General features: G+C 57.4%; 21 protein-coding genes. 13 read left to right on the top strand and 8 right to left on the bottom strand.

Translation table 11 applies throughout. From position 1 onward, the window contains the following. Positions 1-143: 143 nt before the first annotated feature. A complete protein-coding gene (clpB, locus tag ACH2EM_RS07385) occupies positions 144-2,744 on the bottom strand; it encodes an ATP-dependent chaperone ClpB (RefSeq protein ID WP_395151494.1) in 2,601 nt (866 codons plus the stop codon). Between the two features lie 288 nt (positions 2,745-3,032). Here clpB and ACH2EM_RS07380 point away from each other — a divergent pair, with 288 nt between their 5' ends. From ACH2EM_RS07380 to metA, 4 genes are all read left to right on the top strand, one after another. Then, positions 3,033-4,430 carry an aldehyde dehydrogenase gene (locus ACH2EM_RS07380; protein WP_395151493.1) on the top strand — a complete coding sequence of 466 codons (1,398 nt, stop codon included), beginning with the start codon at positions 3,033-3,035 and terminating at the stop codon, positions 4,428-4,430. A gap of 65 nt (positions 4,431-4,495) precedes the next feature. Then, on the top strand, positions 4,496-6,454 hold the full coding sequence (locus tag ACH2EM_RS07375) for an FUSC family protein (protein WP_395151492.1): 1,959 nt from the start codon (positions 4,496-4,498) through the stop codon (positions 6,452-6,454). 141 nt (positions 6,455-6,595) lie between these two features. Continuing rightward, entirely contained in the window at positions 6,596-7,876 is a 1,281-nt protein-coding gene (locus ACH2EM_RS07370) for an O-acetylhomoserine aminocarboxypropyltransferase/cysteine synthase family protein (protein WP_395151491.1), read from the top strand. A 34-nt stretch (positions 7,877-7,910) separates the two neighbouring features. Continuing rightward, positions 7,911-8,834, top strand: coding sequence for a homoserine O-succinyltransferase (gene metA, locus ACH2EM_RS07365; RefSeq protein WP_395151490.1), 924 nt, complete (start codon positions 7,911-7,913; stop codon positions 8,832-8,834). A gap of 237 nt (positions 8,835-9,071) precedes the next feature. On the opposite strand, the gene glmS is transcribed toward metA, so the two are convergent. Next, positions 9,072-10,892, bottom strand: coding sequence for a glutamine--fructose-6-phosphate transaminase (isomerizing) (glmS, locus tag ACH2EM_RS07360; RefSeq protein WP_395151489.1), 1,821 nt, complete (start codon positions 10,890-10,892; stop codon positions 9,072-9,074). Between the two features lie 244 nt (positions 10,893-11,136). After that, complete coding sequence (locus tag ACH2EM_RS07355) at positions 11,137-12,294, bottom strand: FKBP-type peptidyl-prolyl cis-trans isomerase (RefSeq protein WP_395151488.1); 1,158 nt, start codon at positions 12,292-12,294, stop codon at positions 11,137-11,139. A 674-nt stretch (positions 12,295-12,968) separates the two neighbouring features. On the opposite strand from ACH2EM_RS07355, the gene ACH2EM_RS07350 reads away from it, so the two are divergent. Genes ACH2EM_RS07350 through ACH2EM_RS07340 form a run of 3 tightly spaced genes read left to right on the top strand, consistent with a single transcriptional unit; the run spans position 12,969 to position 15,690 of the window. Next, positions 12,969-13,973: an ABC transporter substrate-binding protein gene (locus ACH2EM_RS07350; RefSeq protein WP_395151487.1), complete on the top strand. Its 1,005-nt coding sequence runs from the start codon at positions 12,969-12,971 to the stop codon at positions 13,971-13,973. A 23-nt stretch (positions 13,974-13,996) separates the two neighbouring features. Then, positions 13,997-14,905: an ABC transporter permease gene (locus tag ACH2EM_RS07345; RefSeq protein ID WP_395151486.1), complete on the top strand. Its 909-nt coding sequence runs from the start codon at positions 13,997-13,999 to the stop codon at positions 14,903-14,905. Next, the gene (locus ACH2EM_RS07340) at positions 14,899-15,690 is read left to right on the top strand and encodes an ABC transporter ATP-binding protein (protein WP_395151485.1); all 792 of its coding nucleotides are present in this window, start codon (positions 14,899-14,901) and stop codon (positions 15,688-15,690) included. Before ACH2EM_RS07345 ends, ACH2EM_RS07340 begins: the two co-directional genes overlap by 7 nt. 68 nt (positions 15,691-15,758) lie before the next feature. On the opposite strand, the gene ACH2EM_RS07335 is transcribed toward ACH2EM_RS07340, so the two are convergent. The 5 genes from ACH2EM_RS07335 to aroF form a co-directional block, all read right to left on the bottom strand. Continuing rightward, positions 15,759-16,871, bottom strand: a complete 1,113-nt coding sequence (locus ACH2EM_RS07335) for an FAD:protein FMN transferase (RefSeq protein ID WP_395151484.1) — start codon at positions 16,869-16,871, stop codon at positions 15,759-15,761. 26 nt (positions 16,872-16,897) lie between these two features. Then, positions 16,898-18,337: a hypothetical protein gene (locus ACH2EM_RS07330; protein WP_395151483.1), complete on the bottom strand. Its 1,440-nt coding sequence runs from the start codon at positions 18,335-18,337 to the stop codon at positions 16,898-16,900. 119 nt (positions 18,338-18,456) lie between these two features. Further along, the gene (locus tag ACH2EM_RS07325; RefSeq protein WP_395151482.1) at positions 18,457-19,512 is read right to left on the bottom strand and encodes a hypothetical protein; all 1,056 of its coding nucleotides are present in this window, start codon (positions 19,510-19,512) and stop codon (positions 18,457-18,459) included. A gap of 271 nt (positions 19,513-19,783) precedes the next feature. Further along, complete coding sequence (locus tag ACH2EM_RS07320; protein WP_395151481.1) at positions 19,784-20,227, bottom strand: DUF3783 domain-containing protein; 444 nt, start codon at positions 20,225-20,227, stop codon at positions 19,784-19,786. Positions 20,228-20,511: 284 nt separating this feature from the next. Continuing rightward, complete coding sequence (aroF, locus tag ACH2EM_RS07315; RefSeq protein ID WP_395151480.1) at positions 20,512-21,525, bottom strand: 3-deoxy-7-phosphoheptulonate synthase; 1,014 nt, start codon at positions 21,523-21,525, stop codon at positions 20,512-20,514. Between the two features lie 358 nt (positions 21,526-21,883). On the opposite strand from aroF, the gene ybaK reads away from it, so the two are divergent. The 6 genes from ybaK (at position 21,884) to ACH2EM_RS07285 (ending at position 26,473) form a co-directional block, all read left to right on the top strand. After that, on the top strand, positions 21,884-22,372 hold the full coding sequence (ybaK, locus tag ACH2EM_RS07310) for a Cys-tRNA(Pro) deacylase (RefSeq protein WP_395151479.1): 489 nt from the start codon (positions 21,884-21,886) through the stop codon (positions 22,370-22,372). A 392-nt stretch (positions 22,373-22,764) separates the two neighbouring features. After that, entirely contained in the window at positions 22,765-23,268 is a 504-nt protein-coding gene (gene purE / locus ACH2EM_RS07305) for a 5-(carboxyamino)imidazole ribonucleotide mutase (protein WP_395151478.1), read from the top strand. A 64-nt stretch (positions 23,269-23,332) separates the two neighbouring features. Continuing rightward, the gene (gene purC / locus ACH2EM_RS07300) at positions 23,333-24,043 is read left to right on the top strand and encodes a phosphoribosylaminoimidazolesuccinocarboxamide synthase (RefSeq protein WP_395151477.1); all 711 of its coding nucleotides are present in this window, start codon (positions 23,333-23,335) and stop codon (positions 24,041-24,043) included. 49 nt (positions 24,044-24,092) lie between these two features. After that, positions 24,093-25,133: a phosphoribosylformylglycinamidine cyclo-ligase gene (gene purM / locus ACH2EM_RS07295; protein ID WP_395151476.1), complete on the top strand. Its 1,041-nt coding sequence runs from the start codon at positions 24,093-24,095 to the stop codon at positions 25,131-25,133. Then, positions 25,127-25,726, top strand: coding sequence for a phosphoribosylglycinamide formyltransferase (purN, locus tag ACH2EM_RS07290; RefSeq protein WP_395151475.1), 600 nt, complete (start codon positions 25,127-25,129; stop codon positions 25,724-25,726). Before purM ends, purN begins: the two co-directional genes overlap by 7 nt. Positions 25,727-25,744: 18 nt before the next feature. Continuing rightward, the gene (locus ACH2EM_RS07285) at positions 25,745-26,473 is read left to right on the top strand and encodes an IMP cyclohydrolase (protein WP_395151474.1); all 729 of its coding nucleotides are present in this window, start codon (positions 25,745-25,747) and stop codon (positions 26,471-26,473) included.

Below are 26,473 nucleotides of genomic sequence, written 5' to 3'. Positions count from 1 at the left end.
CAATCACAAGGGGGCTTCTTTGGAGGTGCAGGGGTGCGCCAGGCTGCAAAGAGGTGCAAGGGGAGCTTTTAGCAAAAAATGCCCGGCCAGAACACCGGAAAGCGTTCTGGCCGGGCAAGAATTTTTGTGTGACAGTGGGAAAATTAGCGCAGAACCAGGGCGCCGTCCTGCACATCCACCGTAAGGGTGTCGCCAGCGTTGTGAGCGCCGCCGATGATTTCCCGGGCAATGAGGGTTTCCACACGGCTTTGGATGAACCGCTTGAGGGGCCGGGCACCATAGATGGGGTCGTAGCCCTGTTCCACAATCAGCTCCCGGGCGGCAGGAGTAACAGCCAAATCCAGCTGCTTTTGAGCCATCCGGTGGCGCAGGTCTTGCAGCTGCAGCTCCACAATGCTGCCAATTTCCTGTTTGGTGAGAGGTTTGTAGAACACGATTTCATCCAGACGGTTTAGGAACTCCGGACGGAACTGGGTCTTGAGCAGCTGGTCCACAGCCTGGCGAGCCTCCTGGCCGATGGTGCCATCGGGCTGGATGCCCTCCAGGATATACTGGCTGCCCAGGTTGCTGGTAAGGATGATGATGGTGTTCTTAAAGTCTACCACACGGCCCTGGCTGTCGGTAATGTGGCCATCGTCCAGCACCTGAAGCAGGATGTTGAACACATCGGGATGGGCTTTTTCCACCTCGTCAAACAGCACCACGCTGTAAGGGTGACGGCGGACTGCTTCGGTAAGCTGGCCGCCTTCCTCGTAGCCCACATATCCCGGAGGGGCACCAATCAAACGGCTTACACTGAATTTCTCCATGTATTCCGTCATGTCGATGCGCACCATGTTCCGTTCGTCGTCAAACAGGGCCTGGGCCAACGCCTTGGCCAGCTCGGTTTTACCCACGCCGGTGGGGCCCAGGAACAAAAAGCTGCCAATGGGGCGGCCGGGGTTGGCAATGCCGGCCCGGCTGCGCAGGATGGCCTCGCTTACCTTGGTTACAGCTTCGCTCTGGCCAATCACACGCTGGTGCAGAATGTCCTCCAGCTGAAGCAGTTTTTCCCGCTCGCCCTCCACCAGTTTTTCCACCGGGATGCCGGTCCAGCGGGCTACAATGCGGGCAATTTCCTCGTCGGTTACCCGGTCCCGCAGCAGGTTGGTTTGGCTGGGGCTGTGCTGGTCGGCCTTCTGTTCTTCTTCCTCCAGCTGTTTTTGCAGGCTGGGCAGCTGGCCGTATTTCAGTTCGGCAGCCTTGTTCAAATCGTATTCCCGCTCGGCCTTTTCGATGGCGGCGTTGGTTTGCTCAATCTGCTCACGGATGTTCTGCACCTTGCCGATGCTGCTCTTTTCGTTGTCCCACTGGGCCTTCATGGTGGTGAACTGCTCCCGCATCTGGGCCAGTTCCTTTTGCAGGCTTTCCAGCCGCTGGGCACTGAGGGTGTCGGTTTCCTTTTTCAGGGCTGCTTCCTCAATTTCGTGCTGCATAATCTTGCGGCGCAGATCGTCCAGCTCGGCAGGCATGGAGTCCATCTCGGTGCGAATCATGGCACAGGCTTCGTCCACCAGGTCGATGGCCTTATCCGGTAAAAAGCGGTCGGAGATGTACCGGTCCGAGAGGGTGGCGGCGGCAATCAGGGCGCTGTCCTGAATTTTTACGCCGTGGAATACCTCGTACCGTTCCTTCAGACCACGCAGGATAGAGATGGTATCCTCCACCGTGGGTTCATCCACCATCACCGGCTGGAACCGACGCTCCAGAGCAGGGTCCTTTTCGATGTACTGGCGGTATTCATCCAGGGTGGTGGCACCAATGCAGTGCAGCTCGCCCCGGGCCAGCAGAGGTTTCAGCAGGTTGCCGGCATCCATGGCGCCGTCGGTTTTGCCGGCGCCCACAATGGTGTGCAGCTCGTCGATGAACAGAATAATCTGCCCTTCGCTCTTTTTTACTTCCTGGAGTACGCTCTTGAGCCGTTCCTCAAACTCGCCCCGGTATTTGGCACCAGCCACCAGTGCACCCATATCCAGGCTGAACACCTTGTGGTCTTTCAGATTTTCCGGCACATCGCCCCGCACAATCCGCTGGGCCAGGCCCTCTGCAATGGCGGTTTTGCCCACGCCGGGCTCACCAATCAGGCAGGGGTTGTTCTTGCGCTTACGGCTCAGAATGCGGATTACATTCCGGATTTCCTGGTCTCGGCCAATGACCGGATCCAGCTTTTGCTGACGGGCCAGAGCCACCAGTTCCTGGCCGTACTTGTTCAGTACATCGTAGGTGTCTTCCGGGTGGTCGCTGGTAACCCGCTGGTTGCCCCGCACCTGGGAGAGGGCCTGCAAAAAGGCATTTTTGTTCAGCCCAAAGGTTTTGAAAACCTCCTTCACCGGGCTGTTTCCATGCTCCAGCAAGGCCAGGAACAGGTGCTCCACGCTCACATACTCATCCTTCATGGTGGCGGCGGTCTGCTCGGCAGCGTTCAGCACCTGGTCGGTGGCATGGGAGATATAGATTTGGTCCGGTTTGCGTCCGCTGCCGGTTACATGGGGCAGCAGGGCTACCTTCTGGCTGGCGGCGGAAGCAAAGGCCTCCGGCTGGATGCTCATTTTTTGCAAAAGCTGGGGAATCAGCCCCTGCTCCTGGTTGGCAATGGAGGCGAGCAAGTGCTCAGGCTCCACCGTTTGGTTTTGGTGCTGAATGGCCAAGCTTTGGGCATTCTGCAATGCTTCCAGTGTTTTTTGCGTGCATTTGTTGGTGTTCATCAGGCAATCCCCCTTTTAAAAAACCAGTAAAAAATCTGGGATAATTATTTTTAGCACTCTATTACTGAGACTGCTAAAATTGTAATCCTGCAGGAACGGGATGTCAAGTGTTTTCACAAAAAGTTAACAGTTGCGCCACTGCTTTGGGCAAGCCGTAAAAGAGCGTTGTTGTTTTTTTACCCGGCCGGGTGGTACAATACAAGCATGGCACTGCACGCACTGGCTTATGCACACAGCGCATTGTGTAACAAGAGCCTAAGTAAGGAGCACATAATAAAGGAGTATACAATGAAGGATACACCACTTTACCGGCAGGTACAGCAGCTGAACAACAGCCAGAGGGCTTTTTACCAAACCGGCAAAACTCTGCCGGTGGCCTGGCGTAAACAACAGCTGCTGCGGCTATACAAAACGCTGGAGCAGTTTTCTGCCCAGCTGGAACAAAGCCTGGCTCAGGATTTGGGCAAAAGCCCCATGGAAAGCTGGGCCACCGAAATCGGCATGGTTTTGGCGGAGATTCGCCAAACGGTGCGGCAGCTGAACCGCTGGGCAAAACCCCGCCGTCAGCCGGTGCCCATGATGCTTCAGCCCGCCAGCGGCTGGGTGGTGCCCCAGCCTAAAGGGGTGGTACTGATTCTGGGCCCCTTCAACTACCCGGTGCAGCTGCTGCTGGTACCTTTGGTGGGGGCCATTGCAGCGGGCAACTGCGCCACCCTGAGCTGCTCCGAGCTGGTGCCCAACACCGCCAGAGTGCTGAAACAGGTGATTGCCAAAGCCTTTGAGCCGGAGTATGTGGCCTTTTTGGAAGGGGGCAAGGAACCCAACACCTGCCTGCTGGATCAAACCTGGGATCACATCTTTTTTACCGGCAGCGAGCGGGTGGGCCGCATTGTGATGCAGGCTGCGGCCAACAAACTTACCCCCATTACCCTGGAGCTGGGCGGCAAAAGCCCGGTGATTGTGGATGCAACCGCCAACCTGGATTTGGCAGCCCAGCGCATCGTGTGGGGCAAATTCATCAACGCAGGCCAGACCTGTGTGGCGCCGGACTATCTGCTGGTGCAGGAAAGCATTGCCCAGCCCCTGCTGCAAAAGCTCCGCAGCACCATCCAGGCGTTTTACGGGCAGCAGCCAGCCTCCAGTGCAGATTATGGCCGCATTGTAACGCAGCAGCACACCGCCCGGCTGGCAGACATTCTGAAACGGGACAAGGCTTTGATTTGGTACGGCGGACAGGTGGAACTGGACCAGCGGCTGGTTGCTCCTACGATTTTGTATCCGGCCCAGCTGGACAGCGCCTGCATGGAGCAGGAACTGTTTGGCCCCATTCTACCGGTACTGGTGTACAAGAATCTGGAACAGGCCCTGGGCTGGATTGGTCAGCGGCCCACACCCTTGGCCCTGTACCTGTTCAGCGGCAGCAAGCAGACCATGCGCCGGGTAATGGAGAGCACCTCCAGCGGCGGTATGTGCATCAACGATACCGTAAACCACCTGTTGGCTCCAAGCCTGCCCTTTGGGGGCAAAGGCCCTTCCGGCATGGGTGCCTACCACGGCAAGCACAGCTTTGATACCTTCTCACATCAGCGCAGTGTGCTGCGCCGTACCGACAAAATGCCCCTTACCGCTGCCTATCCGCCCTATACCAGCTCCAAGCTGAATATGGTAAAACGGCTGCTGCGGTAAAGTCTGCCGTAAAACGGGCCCGGTACTATCATTGTTTAAGGAAGGGGATTATTCTGTCTAATTCATTGCAGCAGCGGCTGCTGGTTTGGCGTACCCGCTGGATTGCCGCTGCTCCCATTATTATCGTCTCGCTGTTTTTGCTCCTGAGCCTGTATGGGCTGTTTGGGCTGCGGTATGTGATGCTTTCCTCCTTTTTAACCCTTTTGTTCCGCACCCGTTACCAGCAGGAATTTGTACCCAGGGAGATGGTGCGGGTGTGGGTGCTGATGCTGCTGGCCTGCCTGGCGGCCTTTGCTGCCAGCCGAAACCTTGTTACCACCCTTGTGCTGGATTTGCTGGTGCCCTTTGTTCTGGTCTACCTGCTTAGCTCCAAGTTCACCCCCAAAGCCTACTTTGTGTACTGCATGGAGTTTGTGTTTTTGCAGCTGCTGCCCATTCCCCTCAGCCAGCTGCCCATCCAGCTGGCAGCGCTGGCCTATGGGCTGGGGGTTACCACCGCTGCCCTGTGGGGCTGGAACCGGCTGATGCACCGCCGCCGTCATTACGGTACGGTGCGCAAGGGGCTGCACAACCTCTCGGTTCAGCTGGATAAGTTATCCAAAGGGGAGGACATCGCACCGGAGCACGGCGCACTGCCCGGCATGATGGCCCATATGAACCAGGTGATTTATGCCACCCGTGGGTTTACCTATCTGGCGGATGGCTACGGCAAAATCAATTACTGGTTTATGATTTTATTCCAGCGGTTTTATTATTTTACCGATCACTTTGTAGCCCAGCCCCTCCACCCGGCGGACCAGCTGTATTTTAGGCAGCTGAGCCGGATTCTGGCAGAGGCTTCCCGCCAGCTGAATTCTCAGGACAACAGCGCTCTCATCCGGCAGGTACAGCAGTTTCAAGCAGAGTACCAGTTGCAGAACCAGGCCGCAGCCCAGGCCATGAATCAGATGCTGGGGCTGCTGGAGCTGGCTGCCAAGGAACTGCCCAGGTGTTCTGCCTCCCGGCCCCAGCGCAGCTGGCAGATACCCCGCCGCGCCCCCAAACGGGTGCGGCTGGCGGTGCCACAGCAGTTTCAGCTTCGGTTTGCCCTGCGTCTTTCGGTGGTGCTCAGCCTTTCCTTTGCCTTTGCGGTAGCCAGCGGCCTGGAACACGCCTACTGGTACCCCATGACCGCCTTTTTGATGCTTATGCCCTATGCAGAGGAAAGCGTGGTGCGCATCAGCAACCGAATTCTGGGCACTTTGGGAGGCGTTGCAGTGACCATGCTGCTGATGCAATGGGTGCACACCATGGCGGGATACCTGGCCATTATGATTGCAATGACCTGCTTTATGTACTATGTGCCGGTAACCTCCTGGACCATGACCGTGTACTCCACCTGCTACGGCCTGACCATGGCCCAGCTGAGCCTGGAGGTAACCACAGCCAGCGGACTGCGCATTTTGTATGTGGGGCTGGCAGCAGCCACCGCCTTTTTGGCCAACCGGTTTTTGCTGCCCACCACTGCAAAACGGGAGTTCACCCAGAGTGTGGCAGAACTGTTTGACACCGACCTGGCCATGCTGGCCCAGCTGCGCCGCCAGTACCAGGAGGGGCAGGAGGACTTGAACCAGCTGCGGGATGGTATGGTGCGCTCCCACCTGCTGGAACAGGAAATTACCGCCTACATGAAGGACAAAATGACCAGCAGCCAGCAAACCTTTTACAGCCAGATGCTGCCCATGAACCGGCAGCTGCTGTGCGAGATGGAACAGCTGAACGACTACCTGCGCAGCCGCCCCAAGATGGAGCCCCAGCACAGCCACCTGCTGGAGGAACTGCTGGATAATCTGGAGGACTCCATTCGCAGGGTAAAGGAAAGTTATATGCAGGAGCAGCTGGGTGCCTCGCTGCAAACCGATGACACCCAGAACACCTGGGGTCAGCTGGAAGGCAAGCTGTATTTCAACAGTCTGGCACTGGGCTGCCTGCAAACCATGCGCCAGATGGAGCAGCTGGCAGCTGCCCGCCGGCAACCTCATTAACCCTGGCCAGACCGCCCTTTTTGAGGGCGGTCTGATTCTTTTTAGGCCAGAGAGGCGGCCGGGGCTTGCAAGGGCTGCTTTTGCAGAGTAAAATAGTACTAAAGCAAAAGCTTTAGTAACCAATAAAGAGAGGGAACGGCAATGGAATTACGGTTTGATACCCAGTGTGTACAAGCAGGCTACACCCCCGGCAATGGGGAACCCCGGCAAATCCCCATCGTGCAGAGCACAACCTTTAAATACGATACCCTGGAGGATATGGGCAAGCTGTTTGATTTGGAGGCAAGCGGCTACTTTTACAGCCGCCTGCAAAACCCCACCTGCGACCATGTGGCAGCCAAAATCTGCGCTCTGGAAGGTGGGACAGCCGCCATGCTTACCGGCAGCGGCCAGGCAGCCAACTTTTATGCGGTGTTCAACCTGGCAGGCTGCGGCGACCACATTGTAAGCAGTGCCAGCATCTATGGCGGTACCTACAATTTGTTTGCCGTTACCATGAAGCGCATGGGCCTGGAAGTGACCTTTGTGGACCCGGACTGCACCCCGGAGGAGCTGGACCGGGCCTTCCGCCCCAACACCAAGCTGGTGTTTGGCGAAACCATTGCAAACCCGGCCCTCACCGTGCTGGACATCGAAAAATTTGCAAAGGCGGCCCACGCCCATGGTGTACCCCTGGTGGTAGATAACACCTTTGCCACCCCGGTGAACTGCAAGCCCTTTGCATGGGGGGCAGATATTGTGGTCCACTCCACCACAAAGTACATGGACGGCCACGGTGCCGGACTGGGGGGCTGCATTGTGGAAGCAGGCCGGTTTGACTGGACCGCTTACCCGGAAAAATTCCCCGGTCTTTGCACACCGGACGAAAGCTACCACGGGGTAGTTTACACCGAAAAGTTTGGTCTGGAAGGGGCCTACATCACCAAGGCCACAACCCAGCTTATGCGGGATTTGGGCAATGTGCAGAGCCCCCAGAATGCGTTTATGCTGAATCTGGGGCTGGAAAGCCTGCATCTGCGGATGAAACGCCATGGAGAAAATGCCCTGGCGGTGGCTTCCTTCCTGCAAAATCATCCCAAAATCAGCTGGGTGCGCTGCTGCGCCCTGCCCCAGGACCCCTATCATCAGCTGGCCCAGAAATACCTGGGCGGTGCCTGCTGCGGTGTGGTTAGCTTTGGGGTAAAGGCAGGCCGCAAGGCGGCGGCAGACTTTATGTCCCACCTCAAGGTATGCGCCATCGAAACCCATGTGGCGGATGCCCGCACCTGCATTCTGCACCCTGCCAGCACCACCCACCGGCAGATGACCGACGAACAGTTGCAAGCTGCTGGCGTGGGGGCCGATTTGGTGCGTATGTCCTGCGGCATTGAGGATGCGCAGGACTTGATTGCAGACCTGGCCCAGGCACTGGATCAGATTTAAGCAGCCCCTCACAGTCCCAAAAAGGAGAAGCACCATGCCCCTCATTATCCCCAAAGAGCTGCCCGCCTACCGGGCGCTGGAACAGGAAAATGTTTTTGTAATGCACCGGCAGCGGGCAGAAAGCCAGGAAATTCGGCCGCTGCGAATCCTGGTTCTTAATCTTATGCCCACCAAGATTGCCACCGAAACCCAGCTGGCCCGGCTGCTGGCCAACAGCCCCATCCAGGTGGAGCTTACCCTGCTGCACACCGCCAGCCATCAGGCTGCCCATGTGTCCGGCGAGCATCTGGAGGCTTTTTACAAAACCTTTGAGCAGGTGCAGCACCAGCGGTTTGACGGCATGATTATCACCGGTGCCCCGGTGGAAAAGCTGGAGTTTGAGCAGGTGGATTACTGGCCGGAACTGTGCCGCATTTTGGAGTTTTCCAAAACCAATGTCTATTCCACCCTGCACATCTGCTGGGGAGCCCAGGCCGCCCTGCATTACCACTACGGCATTGGCAAGGAGCTTTTGCCCGGCAAGATGTTCGGCGTGTTTGAGCACCATGTGCTGCGGCCGGAAACCCCTCTGGTGCGAGGGTTTGACCCGTTGTTCTACGCCCCCCACTCCCGGCACACCGGGCTTTGTGCCCACCAGCTGGAGCAATGCCAGCAGGTGCAGGTGCTGGCCCAAAGCCCCCAGGCAGGGCCGTATCTGCTAACCAGCCATGGCGGGCGGCAGATTTTTGTGACCGGCCATCCGGAATACGATGAGGACACACTGGACCAGGAGTATCGCCGGGATTTGGAGCGGGGGCTGGAAATTGCGCCCCCCTGCAACTACTACCCGGGGAACGATCCCTCCCAGGCTCCGGTGGCCCGCTGGCGCAGCCATGCGTTCCTGCTGTATACCAACTGGCTCAACCATTATGTGTACCAGGCAACGCCGTACGATTTGAACCGGCTGGACCAGGTGTAAGGCCGAACGGCAGAAGGGTCCAGGCCTTGCTCCTGCCAAAGGTGCCAGCCAGCACCGTGAGGTAAACACGCTGCCGGGCATACCAAAGCGCGACGGTCAAATGTTCAAAGCATACACAAAAGCCCCGTTCCGGCTGGATGTCCGGAACGGGGCTTTTTTATGTTTGCGGTATAAGTTCCCCCACCGGGCAGGTTTTCCACCAGGTGGGGGCTTTTTTGTGGAAAAGTGAGTGAGCGATTATTCTACGGTTACGCTCTTGGCCAGGTTGCGGGGTTTATCCACATCGCAGCCACGGAGCACGCTCATATAGTAAGCGAACAGCTGCATGGGAACGATGGAAAGCAGGGGCATAAACAGCTCCTCCACCACCGGCAGACGCAGCACAAAGTCGGCGGCTTCAGCGGGCAGTTCGGTGCCTTCAGGGCAGATGAACAGCACCCGTGCACCACGGCTGCGCACCTCTTTAATGTTGCTGAGGGTCTTTTCAAACAGAGCCTTCTGAGTGGCCAGTGCCACCACGGGGGTGCCTTCTACCACCAGCGAGATAGTGCCGTGCTTCAGTTCGCCTGCGGCGTAGGCTTCGCTGTGTACATAGCTGATTTCCTTCAGCTTCAGGCTGCCTTCCAGGCAGAGGGCATAGTCCAGACCACGGCCCATAAAGAACAAATCGGAGCTGTGCTGGAACTGGCTGGCCAGGTATTTCACCTGCTGGCACTGCTCCAGCAGCTGGTGCTGCAAAGCAGGAACCTGCTGAAGTTGGGCGGTGAGCTCGGCGGCCTGCTGGTCGTTCAGACGGCCATTGACCATGCCCAGACGCAGGGCCAGCAGATACAAAGCAGCCAGCTGCACGCTGTAAGCCTTGGTGCTTGCCACGGCAATTTCCGGGCCGGCGTGGGTGTACATGACCCACTGGGCGTTGCGGGCCATGGATGAGCCCAGCACATTGACCACGGCCAAGGTGGGGCAGCCCTGCTGGCGGGCCAGCTTGAGGGCAGCCAGGGTGTCCAGGGTTTCGCCGCTCTGGCTTACCACGACCACCAGATCCTCAGGCCCCAGGATGGGGTCGGAGTAACGGAACTCGCTGGCGATGGAAACATCCAGCGGAATGCGGGCCAGGCGATGGATGGCCTGCTGGCCCACCATGCCTGCGTGCATGGCAGTGCCGCAGCCCACCAGGTGCACCCGGCGCACAGCGGCCAGCTGCTCATCGGTGGGGCCCAGGTCGCCCAGATGGGGCAGGCCGTTCTGGATGTAGGCACCCAGAGTTGCCTGTACCACCTGGCTCTGCTCGTGGATTTCCTTCAGCATAAAGTGCTCAAAGCCGCCCTTTTCCGCTGCGTCCACATCCCACTGAGCGGTAAGGGTCTGGCGCTGAACAGGCTCGCCCAGCTGGTCGTAGAACTGCACGCTGTCGGCAGTGAGTACGGCCAGATCGCCCTCCTCCAGTACAGCATACTGGCGGGTATAGGGCAGCAGGGCAGGAATGTCGCTGGCGATGAACTGCTCGCCTTCGCCAAAGCCCACAATCAGGGGGCTTTCCCGGCGGGCTGCGTACAGAATGCCGGGCTGGTCCTCAAACAGAACACCCAGCGCATAGCTGCCCCGCACCTGAGCCAGTGCCTTTTGCAGGGCTTCCAGTGCATTGCCGCTGTAATGCAGGTCGATGAGTTTGGTGAGCACCTCGGTGTCGGTCTCGCTCACAAAGGTGTAGCCCTTATGAATGAGGTACTCCTTCAGTTGGGCGTAGTTTTCAATGATGCCGTTGTGCACCAGGCTTACCCGCTGGGCGCTGTGGGGATGGCTGTTTACCTGGCTGGGCACGCCATGGGTAGCCCAGCGGGTGTGGCCGATACCGCAGGTGCAGCTGGGCAGGGGAGCCTGCTCCAGCAGCTGACGCAGCTGGTCCAGCCGGCCTTTTTCCTTGGCAATGTAAATGCCGTTCTGGTCAATCAGGGCAATACCTGCCGAATCGTAACCACGGTACTCCAAACGGCTCAAGCCGTCCAGCAAAAGATTGGTGCAGGGCTTGTTGCCGGTATATCCTACAATGCCACACATAGGCAGAAACCTCCTGTAAATAAACGGATAAATTTTGTGGATGGTAATACAAAACAAAAATCTGTTGCCTATTATAACATGATGCGTTAAGGTTTTCAATTTTATCTACAAAATTTGCTTTTTTGTCCTTGACAGAGTATTAGATTGACAAAACGGTTAAAAGCAAGAGGCAGAATTCACAAAAAAAGGCCTGTACTCTTGGGCAAGAGTACAGGCCTTTGCAGGGCTGCTGCAAGCGGGAAGCTTAGCCGATGGCGTTGTTGTCCATCAGGAAGTTGGTTACATTGCTCATGAGAAGCTGGCGGTGCATATAGGGGCTGCCGTAGGTTTCGATGGAGCTGTCGTAGCTGTCGCCCAGTTCGGTTTTCAGGGTCTCGTCAGAAGGAATCAGGCTTTCCTTCTCGCCAATCAGCTGGTAAATCATCTGGAGCTTAATCTGGTCTGCGCTGGAGGTCTTGAAATCCTCACGGAAGGCGTCCAGGCTTTCGTAGCCGTAGAACATCAGGATATAGTCCACAGTCATGCCATTGGAGGCAGCCACATTGTTCAGGTTGGCTTCCTCCTGCTCCAGCATGATGCTCATCATGGTTTCGGGGATTTCGGTCACAGTGGAGTTCTCCAGCAGGTAGTCCACCAGGTACTGGTACTTGTTGTAATCCTGCAGCTGCTGAGCAATGCCCTGGTTGGCCTCTTCGGCGGTGGTCCAGCCATAGCTTTCCTTCAGGTTTTCGGTTACAAAAGCATCGTCAAAATCGGGGTAAACGGTCTCACCCTCGATGTAGTTGATGGTGGTCTTGAATACAGCTTCCTTACCGGCCAGCACAACGGTGTTGCCGTCGGCATCGGTGGAGTCGTTGTAATCTTCGGGGAAGGTAACCACCACATCCATGGTCTCGCCGGGCTTATGGCCGATAATCTGGGTCAGGAAGTCGTCCACATAGGCAGTGGAGCCAGCGGTCACGGTGGTGCCGTTGCCCTGGGTGTTGCCGCCGGTAAACTCCACACCGTCCACGGTGCCCACATAGTCGATGTTTACCAAATCGCCGTCTTCTACGGCCCGGTCGGTAATCTGGGTGGCTTCACCAAAGCCGGACAGCAGGTTCTGGCGCACGCTCTCGATGTCCTCCTCGGTGGGGGTTACATCCGCAGCGGGCACGGTGAGATTTTTGTACTCGGGCAGGGTAACATAGTCAGCCATGTTAATGCCTTCCCACAGGCCATCCTCAGACAGGCCCTTGCTGTAAGGGATATCCACCATCTGGGCGGTTTCGCCAGAGGTAGAGGTGCTGGTGCTGTCTGCACCGGAAGTGGAATCGCTGTTGCTGTTGCCGCAGGCAGCAAAGCTGGCGGTCATGGCGGCTACCAGCATGAAGGCAGCCAGGCGAATGATGAATTTCTTCAAAAGAATGTTCCTCCTATTCCTTCAAACGCAGGCCAAAAGCCTGCTTTGGTACAGCTCGTTCTGCCCAGGGGCTCACAAAAAGGAGCCGCAGGGGGCCGAACAGCCGAACAAACAATGCTTATTATACACCAGATAAGGTGACAGAACCAGTGATTCCCTAAAAAATTCACAGAACTATTTTAATTTTGCGATAGATTTGCTAAAAGGCATTGACAAAGCTGCTGGCCCGTGCTTTAATAGGGTAAACCGATGAGGCGGAGATAAAGCTGCAAGCGCATCCACAGAGAGCCGGGCCAAGGCTGAAAGCCCGGCGATAAGCGGAGCAGAGGGCTTTTGCACAAGGGCAAAGGCCTGTAAATGGACCGCCGAGGGTTTCGGCAAACGGCATATCCAAGGCCCAGTAGCCGAAAACGGGAGCTCCCGTTACAGAGCAGGGGTGTGTTGGCATCCCGTTGAGGTGGCCTGATGGAGCGTTGTTGTTTTAGGCGGCAAAGAGCGGCACAGGCAAGCAAGGTGGCACCGCAAGTTTTGAATGATTCAAGACCTGTCCTTGCTCATGGCATAGCCATGGGCAGGCGCAGGTCTTTTTTTATTGTCTGCGGGGCTGTGCAGTAAATCCAATCCCGGCCAGCACCGGGAACACCAAGCCTGAACACAACAAAGGAGGAACCACCATGAAAGCATCTGTTTTTACCGCCCTCGCCTTGGCCGTTGGCCTGTTGGTCACCGGCTGTGCCGCACCGGCACAAAGCATGGCGGCAAGTGAGGCCAAAGAAGGGTACACCGTGGGCATTTTGCAGTACACCAGCCATTCCAGCCTGGATGAAATCTGCACGGCCATCCAGCAGGAGCTGGAGCAATACGCCCTTGCAACCAATACCCCGGTAAAGATTGTTGTAAAGAATGGCCAGGGGGATGCCGCTGCCCTGCGGGACAGCACCACCCTGTTTTTGGATCAACAGGTGGATATGATTGTGCCCATTGCAACCCCCGCTGCGCTGATTGCGGCAGCCACAGTTCAGGGCAGCGGCATTCCCCTGGTGTACAGTGCCGTAGCAGACCCTGTGGGCTCTCAGCTGGCCCAGTCCATGGAGCAGCCGGGCAACAACATGACCGGCGTATCCGATCAAATTGATTTGAACCGCATTCTGGCATTGATTGCGGCACAGGCTCCCCAGTTAAAAACCCTGGGCGTTGTGTACAACCTGAGCGAGCCCAACAGTGTGGCCATGGTGGAACAGCTTAAGCAGCTGGCGGACCCGAAGGGAATCAATCTGGTGTTTTCCACCGTTACAAACCCTGGCGAGGTGCAGATGGCAACCCAGGACTTGCTGGCCCAAAAGGCAGAAGCCCTGTTTGTACCCATCGACAACACGGTGGCCAGTGCCATGAGTACCCTTGCCCAGCAGGCCATTCAGGCAGGGGTTCCGGTGTACACCGCAGCGGACAGCATGGTGCGGGATGGAGGCCTTGCCACCACCGGGGTAAACTACACCCAGCTGGGAGAGCTGACAGCACAGATGGTGGAACAGGTGCTGGAAGGGGCCGATGCAGGCAGCCTGCCGGTGCAGTTGGCAGAGGGTGGAGTGACCACCGTGAATGTTACCACGGCCCAAGCCTTGGGCATTGACCCTCAGGTGTTCGATTTGGACGCAAATGGTTTTGTAACGGTAGAATAACACCGGGAAAGGAGCAGCAAACAATGAGTGTTCTCATGTTGCAGGGGGCGCTGGAACAGGGCCTCATCTACGGATTGGTGGCGCTGGCACTCTATCTTTCTTACCGGGTGCTGGATGTGGCGGATTTGACCACCGACGGCAGCTTTGTGCTGGGGTGCGGCGTTTCGGCGGTGTGTGCCCAGGCAGGGCACCCGCTGCTGGGCCTTGTGGCAGGCTTTGGGGCAGGAATGCTGGCCGGTCTGGTAACGGCCCTCCTTCATACCCAGCTGGAGGTTCAGCCTATTCTGGCAGGCATTATCACCATGACCGGCCTGTACACCATCAACCTGTGGGTGATGGGCGGCCGGGCCGACCTGCCCCTGCTCTGGGTGGATACCGTGTTCACCAAGGTCCAGGTACTGCTGGGCCAAGGAGCTGGCGCACTGGCCATGGCTGCGCTGCTTACCATAGGAGCGGCGGTTTTGCTGGCCTTGTTTTTAAAAACCCGGCTGGGGCTTGCCCTGCGAGCAGCCGGAGATAACCGGGCTATGGTGCGGGCCTGTGCCCTCAACCCCGCAGGCCTTGTGGTACTGGGTTTAGCACTGGCCAACGGCTGCACGGCCCTGGCGGGGGCTGTGCTGGCCCAGTATCAGCAGTCCAGCAGCCTGAGCCTGGGCACCGGCGTGGTGGTCATCGGCCTTGCCAGCCTGATGCTGGGCGAGGTGCTGGTGGGCCGGGGCGGCGTAGTGCGGGGCGTGGCTGCCGCCTTGCTGGGCGCAGTGGCCTACCGGCTGCTTATGGCACTGGCCCTGCGGGCCAGTGCCAGCCCGGCCAACCTGAAACTGATTAGCGCCATCATTGTAGCGGTGGTCATTGGCTGGCCTGCCCTTGTGCGCAAGGTAAATTTGCAGCGCCGCCGAGCAGCGGCACGGAAAGGAGATACCCCATGCTGACCCTACAAGCCTTAACCCATACCTTTCAGCCCGGCACGCCCACCCAAAAGCAGGTGCTCAAGGATTTGAGCCTTCACCTGGAAGAGGGGGAGTTTGCGGTGGTGGTCGGCTCCAACGGAGCGGGCAAAAGCACCTTGATGGCGGCCATTTCCGGCGCATTTTATCCCGATGGAGGGCGCATTCTGCTGGATGGCAAGGACATTACGCTCCTGCCGGAGCACCGGCGCAGCCGCCAAATTGGCCGGTTGTTTCAGGACCCGCTCAAGGGCACGGCTCCTCACCTTACAGTGGAAGAAAACCTCCGGCTAGCCCTTCATCGCAGCCGGGGCAGCCTGTGGTCCATGCCTCCCAAGGTCATCAGCCAGGAGCTGCGCAAAGCGGTGGCCCAGCTGGATATGGGCCTGGAGGAACGGATGCACCAGCCGGTGGGGCTGCTCAGCGGCGGGCAGAGGCAGGCTCTCACCCTGCTGATGGCTACCTTGGTGCCGCCCCGGCTTTTGCTGCTGGACGAACACACCGCCGCCCTGGACCCTGCCGCAGCCCAGCAGGTGCTGGAGCTAACCTGCCGATTGGTGGAGCAGCATAACATTACCTGCCTGATGATTACCCACGATATGCACACGGCCCTCAAGGTGGGCAGCCGTACCCTGATGATGGACCAGGGCCGTATTGTGCTGGATTTGCAAGGGCAAAGCCGGGCCGCCATGACGGTGCAGGAGCTGGCCCAGCAATTCCGCCAGAAATCCGGCACAGAATTGACCCAGGACCGGATGCTTCTTGCCTGAAACAACACAAAAAGCACCTCTGTCAACGGCTTATGCCGGGCAGAGGTGCTTTTTCATATACAGGAGCGTTAGCTTTGCTGGGGCTTTACATGGGATTCAAACCCGGAGGAATATACAATCGTACCGTCCGGCAGCATCCACATGGCCTCTACCCCTTCCATGGATTCCACCATGGCCTGGCCTTCCTCCAGCGAAAGGCAGAACAGGCCGGTGGTCAGGCAGTCTGCCAGGCCGGAATCGGCACAGAGCACCGCCACCGCCGAAAACAGGTCTGCGGGCATGAGGGTGTCCGGGTCAATGAGATGATGGTACCGTTTGCCGTCCACGGTGTAGAACCGCTGGTAATCGCCGCTGATAACCAGGGACTGATTTTCCAGCTGCACCGCCGCCAGATAGGGGGCAGTATTCATGGACTGCCCCACCGAGGCCCAGGGGTCCTGCACGCCGCCGGTCCACAGGCTGCCATCCGGCTTGTGCCCAATGGAGCGCAGGTTGCCCCCCACACTGATGAGGGCACTTTGCAGGCCCCGGGCCTGGGCGGCAAGGGCCACCTGTTCCACCGCATAACCCTTGCCCACGCTGCCCACATCCAGCTGCATCTCCGGGTCGGCAAAGTAAACTGTACCGGCCTCCTGGTCCAGCACCAAATCCTCAATATGGCAGTGCTGGGCGGCCTGCTGCAAATCCTCCATGGGGGGCAGAGCGGCATTGTCCGGGTCTTCCAGGCCGGCTTCCCGGTAATCGTGCCAGATGGTAAGCACGGTGCCCAAGGTGATGTTCAGCTTGCCCTGGGTCATCTGGTACAGCTCCTTGGCTTCCAGCAGCAGGTCCATGATGGGGGCATCCACCTTTACCGGGCTCTGGCCTGCCAGCTGGTTTACATCCCGCAGGTTGGTAATGCCTTCGTGGGAGTAATAGATATCGTAGTAATTATGGTAGGTTTGCAGGTCCTGGTGAAGGGCCTGCATCTGGTTGTCCCACTCCTCCTGACTGGGGGCGTAGCCCACCACATTGGTAACGGTATCAAACACATCAAACCAGGTGGCAGTGAATTTTTGCCATCCTGCCATGGAAGGGTCTTCTGCCGTGGAGGTGGAACCAGAGGGCCCCAAAGACCCGCAGCCTGCCAGGGTAAGGCCAAGGCAGAGGGCCAAAAAGGCGGCGCAAATGCGTTTTGCCATAACAAAGCTCCTTTAAAATAATAGGATTATAAAAAGCCAAAGGTCTTGCAATAGCTGAACAGGGTGGGAACCAGCCAGATACCCACCAGGGCGGCAAAGCTGCCCCAGGCTGCCAGCCGGTGACTGAACGGCAGGGGAGCACCGCCCATCCGCTGGGCCAAGGCAGCGGAGCCCAGGGGCAGCTTAAAGATCAATTCACAGAACAGCGGCCCGTAAAACAGAACCGGGGCCAGCTGTGTGAGGTAAGGAATCAGCCCAAAATAAAAGCCGTTGAAACGGGGGGAAGGCACAGCAGAATAGGAAAGGCCGGTAAACAGCTTGGACAGCCCAAAATCCAGCAGATTGCCTTCCAGTGCAGCGGGAAACAGCTGGGCCATAACCAGAAAGAACCCTGCACAGAACACCAGATGCAGCCACACAAAGGGGGCCTTGTTGGGCAGCATAAGGGTGGTAAGCAGAGCAAAAGGCACCAGCAGAATCAGCCACTGCGGATGCCAGTACACAAACAGGAACAACAGGCAAAAGGCAGCCAGTGCGCCGTATAGGGCAGCCTGGGTATGCTGCTGAGCACCCTTTGGCTGGTACAGGTAAGCGGCGGCGCACAGCACCACCATCCACAGCCCAAACTGGGAAGCATCCATTACGCCGCCGGCAAAAATCTGGGCAAACAGCCGCTGTATCATCAAATCGTTGAACACAGCGGCATCCCCGGTATGCCCCAAAAACAGCAAGGTGGTGGGCAGGTAGAGCCACAGGCTGCAAATGCCGTGCCACACAAGGCGAAGGGGTCGCTTTTCGGCCAGAAGCAACAGGGGAACCAGCACAAACAGGGGGAAAAACTTGAATACCATGCCCACGCCCATCATCAGGGAAAAGGCGGTGAGCCTGTTTTGCAGATAGAATACCAGAGAAAGCAGCAAAAAGAACAGACAGATGCTATCGTACTGGCCCATGATGACCGTGGTAAAAAAGCTGATGGGGTTAAGCCAGAACAGCAGGGGTACCCACTGGCTGGTGGCTGGTTCACAGCCTGCCAGCTGGGCCAGGCGGCGCAGCACAAAGCCGCAGCCAAGGTAAAAGCCAATGCCAATGGCTTTGCACCACAGCGTAAGCACCAGGTCGGAGCAGGCAAAGCCAAACAGCTGTTCCAAAAGATACAGGGGCAGCTGCCAGACGGCATATAAAACATACATCAGAATATTATAATGGGCTGCATTGGTGTATACATACCCATAAGTGCGCTGAAATGTATCCTCAAAAAATCCTAAAAAATTACCATCCAGTGTACTGCGAATCAGGATGTAGCCGTGACGGGCAGTTTCCACAAGGTCGGGGTGGGCAAACAGCAGCCAGAACAGTGCAGTAAGGCCGCCAAAAATCAGGTATTCCGCCCTCGAAGGGCCGCCTTGCAGCAGGCGACGGAATTTTGTTGAAAGTGGGGTGCGGTCAAGCGTTGTTGCAGGCATAGATGCAATACCTCCCAGCGGGAATAGGGCCAGTGATGGCAAACAAAGAGGGCAGGCTGCCAAATGGCAGCCTGCCCGGTACATCCTGGAAAAATGGCAGCGGCAAATTGCCGGTTGCCTTAGGCCATGGCGCGGGTAACAGCCTCGTTGAAGGCGTCTACACTCATGGTGCAGCTGGCAGCCAGGTCGGCCTCGCCAGCAGCAATGCCAGCCACATCGGCAGCGGTCTTGCCAACCAGGTTAGCAGCGTAGGCATTAGCCTGCTCGTACCACTCCTTGCCGATTGCAGAGGCACCCTTCATGTTGTAATTCTCCTTGAGGTCCTGCTTGGAAACAATTTCCTCGGTCTTGGCAGTTACAACACCCTCTTCGGTGGTGTTGAACTTAGCCTGGGTGCAGTCCACAGCAGCGCTGGTGATGGTGCCGTCAGCGGTGTAGGTTACAGCAGCGTAGGTGGTATCGGTCTGAATCAGACCCTCGCCCTCGTTGTCGGCGGGAACAGCAGCAGAATGGCTCATCTCGGTGGTAACACCCAGGCCCAGGGTATCGCCAGCCTGAGCGCCCAGCTCCTGGGCATTGTTTACAGCAGCTACAATAGCCTCAATGAAAGCCTCAACACCCATGGTGCAGGAAGCAGCCAGGTCGGCATCCACAGGGCCGCCGTGGTTCTCGGAATCGATCTCGATGCCGGCAACCTCCTCAGCAGTCTTGCCAACCATGGCAGCTGCAAAGGCGTTGGCCTGCTCGTACCACTCCTTGCCGATAGCGGAAGCGCCCTTCATGTTGTACTCTTCCTTCAGCTCCTGCTTGGAACGGAAGGTAACACCCTCGATTTCAAAGCTGCCGTCAGCCTTAACGGGCACCTTGTTCTGGGCCACATCCAGCTTGCAGTCCACGATTTTGCCTTCGCTGTCCACCAGAACAGCGGCAACGGTGCTGCTTACCTGAGCCTTGCCATCGGTATCGGCGTCGGCGTCGGCTACGCTAACAGAAGAAACAACAGCCAGGCCGGTCTTGAGAGCGCCGGTGGCGGTGGCAGTGCCGGTGGAGGTGCTGTCGGTGCTGGTAGAAGCAGCGGAAGAAGCGCTGGTGCTGGTGCTGGTGGTGTTACCGCCGCAGGCAACCAGGCTGAAAGCCAGGCAGGCAGCCATTACAAGTGCAAGTGCTTTTTTCATGGGTAGTATCTCCTCTCATACATCACTTTCAGGCACCCGCTGGGGGTGCAGGGCAAACCGCATATCATCCGCAACGATTTGCCGGCAGCGCCAGGGGGCCTGCCAAAACTGTGAAAGCTTATGACTTTATTATATTTTTCATGTGAGAAGATTGTCAATCTTTTTTTAGCGTGAAAAAGATGACAATTTGATTTCAAAACAAGAAAAATGCTCTTAAAAAGCTAAAAATCAACGGAAAAGGGAATGGCTACGCAGTCAAAAATCTGTGCAGTTACTGTGCAGAATCCTGCTGCAAACGCTCCTTGGCAGCTGCTGCCCGGCGGGCAAACTCATCCCGTTCCCGGCACAGCTCGCCCAGCAGGTTGGCCAGGGTCCAGGCCTGGTTGGTGGGGGTAACCATGGCCTTGAGTGCAATCTGCACCTGGGCTGCCCGCAGCTCCTTTAAAAGTCCATCCAGCTGTTTGCGATCCAGTCCGTGCAGAATGAGGGCAGAGGGGAAGGCGTCATCCGGCAAAAATTGCAGAGTGGCGGCTTGGCTGGCACCGGGCAGCTGGCACAATGCACCAATGGTGTGCCCTGCCTGGGCGCTGCCCACCGGGCGAAGTGTCAGGCCGTATGCCAGGCAGATTTCTTGCAGTTTAAGCCAGCCGGGCTGGGTTTCGGGGTAGTTCCACACCAAAGCGCAGGGGGTGGAAGGGCGTACTCTTGCTTTCATTACAAAAACCCTTTCTACTGGTTTCATCAGTATTTGCAGTTGTTGCTGCGATTATTCTTAGGCAGCACCCCACAATTCGCGCCCAAAGGCTCTGAGGGGCACATTAAGCCCCAAAAACAAGTTTTCGGCGTGCTGTACCAATCTGGAATAGGGGGTGCTACCCCCATTATACCCCAGCGGCGGCACAAAAGAAAGCCGTGTGGAGGGCAAGGACCCATCCACACGGCTTTGGGTGCTGAAAATTGCAGTATTTTGCTGTGCAATATAAATAGGTATTATAGAGCTTAGTTCAGTTCCTTGCCAAAGAAGGGCACCTGGGCCTTGATTTTTTGCATCAATGCCTCGAACTGGGCGGGAGTCAGGCTCTGTGCACCATCACACTTGGCGTTGGCAGGGTCGTTGTGTACCTCGATCATCAGACCATCGGCACCTACGGCAACGGCAGCCTGAGCCAGAGGCTCTACCATCCAGTTAATGCCAGCTGCATGGCTGGGGTCAATGATTACCGGCAGGTGGGTCATCCGCTTGAGCATGGGCACAGCGGAGATGTCCAGCGTGTTGCGCATACTGGTTTCAAAGGTGCGGATGCCCCGTTCGCACAAAATGACCTGGTCGTTGCCTTCGGCCATGATGTATTCGGCGCTCATTACAAACTCTTCCAAAGTGGCAGAAAGTCCACGCTTGAGCAGAACCGGCTTGCCCAGCTGGCCTACTGCCCGCAGCAGTTCAAAGTTTTGCATATTGCGGGCGCCCACCTGCACCAAATCCACATCCTGGAACATCTCCAGATGATCGGTGCTCATGATTTCCGTCACAATGGGCATACCGGTTTGGGCACGGGCCAGCCGCAGCAGTTCCAGGCCTTCTGCACGCATACCCTGGAAGGCGTAGGGAGAGGTGCGGGGTTTGAAGGCGCCGCCACGCAGCAGGCTGGCCCCACTGGCCTGCACGGCCTGAGCCACCTGGCAAATCTGCTCCTGGCTTTCCACACTGCAAGGGCCGGCAATTACGGTAAACTTGCCTGCACCAATCTGTGTGTTGCCTACCGTTACCTGGGTATCCACGGGATGGAACTTCCGGTTGGCTTTTTTGTAGGGTTCGCTGATGCGGCGAACATCTTCCACAGCGGGTTTTGCCCGCAGCCAGCTTTCACTCACCTGGTCGGTGTTGCCCACTAGGCCCAATACCCGGGTGTGCACCCCCACATAGTCGTGGATGGAAAGGCCCATGCTTTCCAGTTCGGAAGAAAGCTCCAAAACCTGTTCGGGAGTGGCGTGACGGTTAACAATAATAATCATAGCAGATAACTCCTTTAAAAATTTGGCAGCGCAAGCCCTGGGCCTGAAAGAAAAAAGCCGAAGACCTGCTGCTGCAAGTCTCCGGCGAACGACTGGTTACAAGGTACAACCATCCGGCTGATTCCGGGAACTGTCACAGCAAACAAAGCCTTTACCCATAAAGTAAAAGCTAAAATAGTAGTTTGCAAACAGACCGTTCAGCATGACCGTGTGCCTCCGTAGATAGATTTGCTGGGAATGTGCTAAGAATAGCACTAAAATAAACTTTTGTCAAGTAAAGCGGTGAAAAAACTTGTGGAATCTCTGGCAAAGGAATATAATCGGGGGTGAAATCCATTCAAAAAGGAGAGAGCCAACCATGGCGCAAAGCAAAACCAATGCCATGCGGCTGCTGGATAAAGCCAAGGCAGCCTACACCGTGCATGAATACAGCACCCAGGATGGTGCCATAGACGGGGTTTCGGTGGCCCATAAGCTGGGGCAGAACCCCCAGCAAGTCTTTAAAACACTGATAACCAAGGCAGCCAGCGGCCAGCATTATGTGTTTGTAATTCCGGTGGAAGGGGAGCTGGATTTAAAGAAGGCGGCCCGCACCGTGGGCGAAAAAAGCGTGGCCATGCTGCCGGTGGCAGACCTGCTTAAAGTCACCGGCTATGTGCGGGGTGGATGCAGCCCCCTGGGCATGAAAAAGCAGCTGGGCACAGTGATTCATCAATCCGCTGTGGAACAGCACACCATAGTGGTAAGCGGCGGGCGCATTGGCGCGCAGATTGAGCTGGAACCTCAGCGGCTGGCGGAGCTGTGTGGGGCACGGTTTGAGGATATTGTGCATCAGGCGGGGCAATGAGTATGACTATAAAAAAGCGCAACTGGTAGAACCGCCAAAAAAACAGGTGGAATATTCCACAACCCAGCCAAACTTCTGAAAAACCGCTGCCCAGGCTGCAAAACAGTTGCATTTTGCGGCTTAAGGCTCTAAACTGAAAGTGGAACTGAAACAAAGCCCCGGTCCCCAGGGCCGGAGCTTAAAGCAATACCATGGATTTACGGAGGTGTTTGCCCCATGTACAGTGCAGCGTTCGGACACAGCGGTCAGGGCCGCAGTGTACCCTGCGCAGCAGCTAAGGGGCAGCATTCTGCCAGCAGCAATACCGCTGCATCCAAAAGGCCGTAGTGCATTCTAGCACTGCGGCCTTTTTTGTTGGTTTGGGCACCGCCCAAGGAAAGGAGCAACTGGATATGCAAACCAAAAAAGTAGCCATCCTGATGGGGAGCGACAGTGATTGGCCGGTGGTAAAGGCCGCCGCCGCAGAGCTGAAGCGGCTGGGCATCCCCTGCGAGGCCCATATTTTAAGTGCCCACCGCACCCCTGCCCAAGCCGCTGCCTTTGCCCAGCAGGCCCGCAGCCAGGGCTTTGGAGTGCTTGTGTGTGCAGCAGGCATGGCGGCCCATCTGGCCGGTGCCATTGCCGCTAACACCACCCTGCCGGTGATTGGTATTCCCATGAAGGGGGGCGCAATGGACGGGCTGGATGCCTTGCTGGCCACCGTGCAGATGCCCAGCGGCATTCCGGTGGCTGCCGTTGCCCTGAATGGTGCAAAGAATGCGGCAATTCTGGCCGCCCAGATGCTGGCCATTACGGACGAGGCCCTGGCCCGCAAGCTGGAGCAGGACCGGCAGAACATGGCAGAGCAGATTGCCAAAAAGGAGCAGGCCCTGCAACAGGAACTGGCCCAGCTGTAACAGCCCCGGCGGCAGATACGGCATTCAAACCAATCATTACACAGCATAAAAAAGGAGCGTCATCATGAACAAACTGGAACAGATGTACGAAGGTAAGGCAAAAAAGGTGTTCGCCACCCAGGACCCCAACCTAGTAATTGTGGATTACAAGGACGATGCCACCGCCGGGGATGGTGCCAAAAAGGGCACTATCCGGGGCAAGGGCGTGGTGAACAATCGCCTGTCCAACAATCTCATGAAGATGCTGGAGGAGAAGGGCGTGCCCACCCATTTTGTGCAGGAACTCAGCGACCGGGAAACCCTGGTAAAAAAGGTGGAGATTGTGCCGCTGGAAGTGATTGTGCGCAATGTGGCAGCAGGCAGCTTTTCCAAGCGGCTGGGCGTGACCGAGGGCACCGTGCTCAAATGCCCCACCCTGGAGTTCAGCTATAAAAACGACGAACTCCACGACCCCCTGATTAACCACTACCATGCCCTGGCCATGGGCCTTGCCACTCAGGAGGAAATCGACACCATCAGCAACTATGCCTTTGAGGTAAACCGCATTCTCAGCGAGTACCTGCTGGGCTTTAACATTCGGCTGATTGACTTCAAGCTGGAGTTTGGCCGTCTGGCCGATGGCACCATCGTGCTGGCGGATGAAATCAGCCCCGATACCTGCCGCTTTTGGGATGCCACCACCGGCGCCCATCTGGACAAGGACCTGTTCCGCCGGGACCTGGGCGGCAAGGAGGAAGCCTACCAGGAAGTAATGAACCGACTGCTGGGCTGCTGACCCAGGCCCCTGCCGCCCCCAGCGGCCCAACCATAAGGAGGACCTTACCATGGAAAAGAGTTTTTCCCAAAGTTACGCCGATGCAGGCGTGGATATTACCGCTGGCTACAAAGCAGTGGAGCTGATGAAGCAGCATGTGGCCCGCACCACCATCCCCGGTGTAATGGGCGGCCTGGGCGGCTTTGGCGGCCTGTTTGAGCTGGACTGCACCAATATGCCCCATCCTGTGCTGGTGTCCGGCACCGACGGAGTGGGCACCAAGTTAAAGCTGGCCTTTTTGCTGAACAAGCACGATACCGTGGGCATTGACTGCGTGGCCATGTGCGTAAACGATGTGGTTTGTGCCGGTGCCAAGCCCCTGATTTTTTTGGATTACATTGCCTGCGGCAAAAATGTACCAGAGCGGATTGCCCAGCTGGTGGCTGGCGTGGCAGAGGGCTGTGTACAGGCTGGCTGTGCTCTGGTGGGGGGCGAAACTGCCGAGATGCCCGGTTTTTATCCGGAGGATGAATATGACCTGGCAGGCTTTACGGTGGGCGCAGTGGACAAAAGCAGGATTCTGTCCAACGATGGAATGGAGCCGGGGGATGTAATTCTGGCTCTGCCTTCCTCCGGCGTACACTCCAACGGGTTTTCGCTGGTGCGGCGGATCTTTGATTTGGAACACAACCCCCAGGTGCTGAATACCCATTACCCCCAGCTGGGCTGCACCCTGGGCGAAGCTCTGCTAAAACCCACCTGCATTTATGTAAAGCCGGTGCTGGCCCTGCTGGAAGCGGTAAAGGTAAAGGGCATTTCCCACATTACCGGCGGCGGATTTTACGAAAATATTCCCCGCAGCCTGAAAGCGGGCTGCAAGGCGGTGATCCGCAGGGAGGATGTTCGGGTGCTGCCCCTGTTCCGGGTGATTCAGAAGGCGGGCAACATACCCGAGCGGGATATGTACAACACCTTCAACATGGGCGTGGGCATGGCAATCACCGTGGCTGCTCATGAGGTGGACAAGGCCCTGGAGGTGCTGGCACAAAACGGCCAGCAAGCCTATGTGCTGGGCCATATTGCAGAAGGCGAGGGCGTGGAGTTATGCTGAACATTGCGGTGCTGGTGTCCGGTTCCGGCACCAATCTGCAAGCCATTCTGGACCACCAGGCCGCCGGGGGCAATCCCCATGGCAGGGTGACGCTGGTGGTGGCTTCCAAGCCGGGGGTGTATGCCCTGGAGCGTGCCCGTGCCGCAGGGGTGCAGGGGGTGGTACTGGAGCGCAAAGCCTACCGGGACGGTGCCGCCTATGACCAGGCACTGGTGGAATTGCTCCACCGGCACAACATTGATTTGGTGGTGCTGGCAGGGTTTTTGTGCATTCTGGGCCCGGCGGTGATTGACGCTTATCCCCAGCGCATTTTGAATGTGCACCCCAGCCTGATTCCCAGCTTTTGCGGAGAAGGCTACTATGGCCTGCGGGTGCACCAGGCGGCTTTGCAAAAGGGCGTTAAGGTAACAGGCGCCACGGTGCACTTTGTAAACGAGATTTGTGACGGCGGGGAGATTTTGTGCCAGAAGGCAGTGGAGGTGCTCCCCGGCGATACCCCCGAAACCTTGCAGCGCCGGGTGATGGAACAGGCAGAATGGGAGATTCTGCCCCGTGCCATTGCCCAGGTCTGCCAGCGGTACGATCATCAATGAGCCAACAGGGAGGGCAACATGGAACTTCTGGATCTTTATACTCTGGTGGGTACCAACACCTATCCGGGCCGGGGCATTGTGCTGGGGCTGACCCCCAAGGCAGACAAAGCAATGCTGGCCTACTTTATCATGGGCCGCAGCGGCAACAGCCGCAACCGGGTGTTTGAAGCCCAGCCCCAAACCGGCGGCATCCGCACCAAAGCAGCGGACCCGGCCAAGCTAGAGGACCCCAGCCTGATTATCTATCACCCGGTGCGCACCATCGGCACCACCCAGATTGTGACCAACGGCGACCAGACCGACACCATCTACCAAACCATGATGCAGGGCGGCACCTTTGAACAGGCACTGCGCACCCGCACCTTCGAGCCGGATGCCCCTAACTTTACCCCCCGCATCAGCGGCCTGCTGCAACTGGATGACAGCCAGGCCCGGTGCAGCTATAAGCTGTCCATCCTAAAAAGTGCCGATGGCAACCCCCAAGGCTGCCGCCGGTACTTCTACGAGTACCAGCCCGTGGCAGGGGAGGGGCATTTTATTCACACCTACCGGTGCGACGGTGCGCCCATTCCCAGCTTTGAAGGGGAGCCCTGGCGGGTGCAGATGCCCCAGGAGCCTCAGGAACTGGCAGAAAAGCTTTGGAACAGCCTGAACCCGGACAATAAGGTGAGCCTGTTTGTGCGCAGCATCTGCCTGGCCACCGGCGAAACCCAGGATATACTCATCAACCAATACCACTCTATGTAA

It is taken from the genome of uncultured Allofournierella sp., from assembly GCA_944382705.1.
GTDB lineage: Bacteria > Bacillota > Clostridia > Oscillospirales > Ruminococcaceae > Allofournierella.
This window is presented reverse-complemented; position numbering and strand designations above follow the sequence as displayed.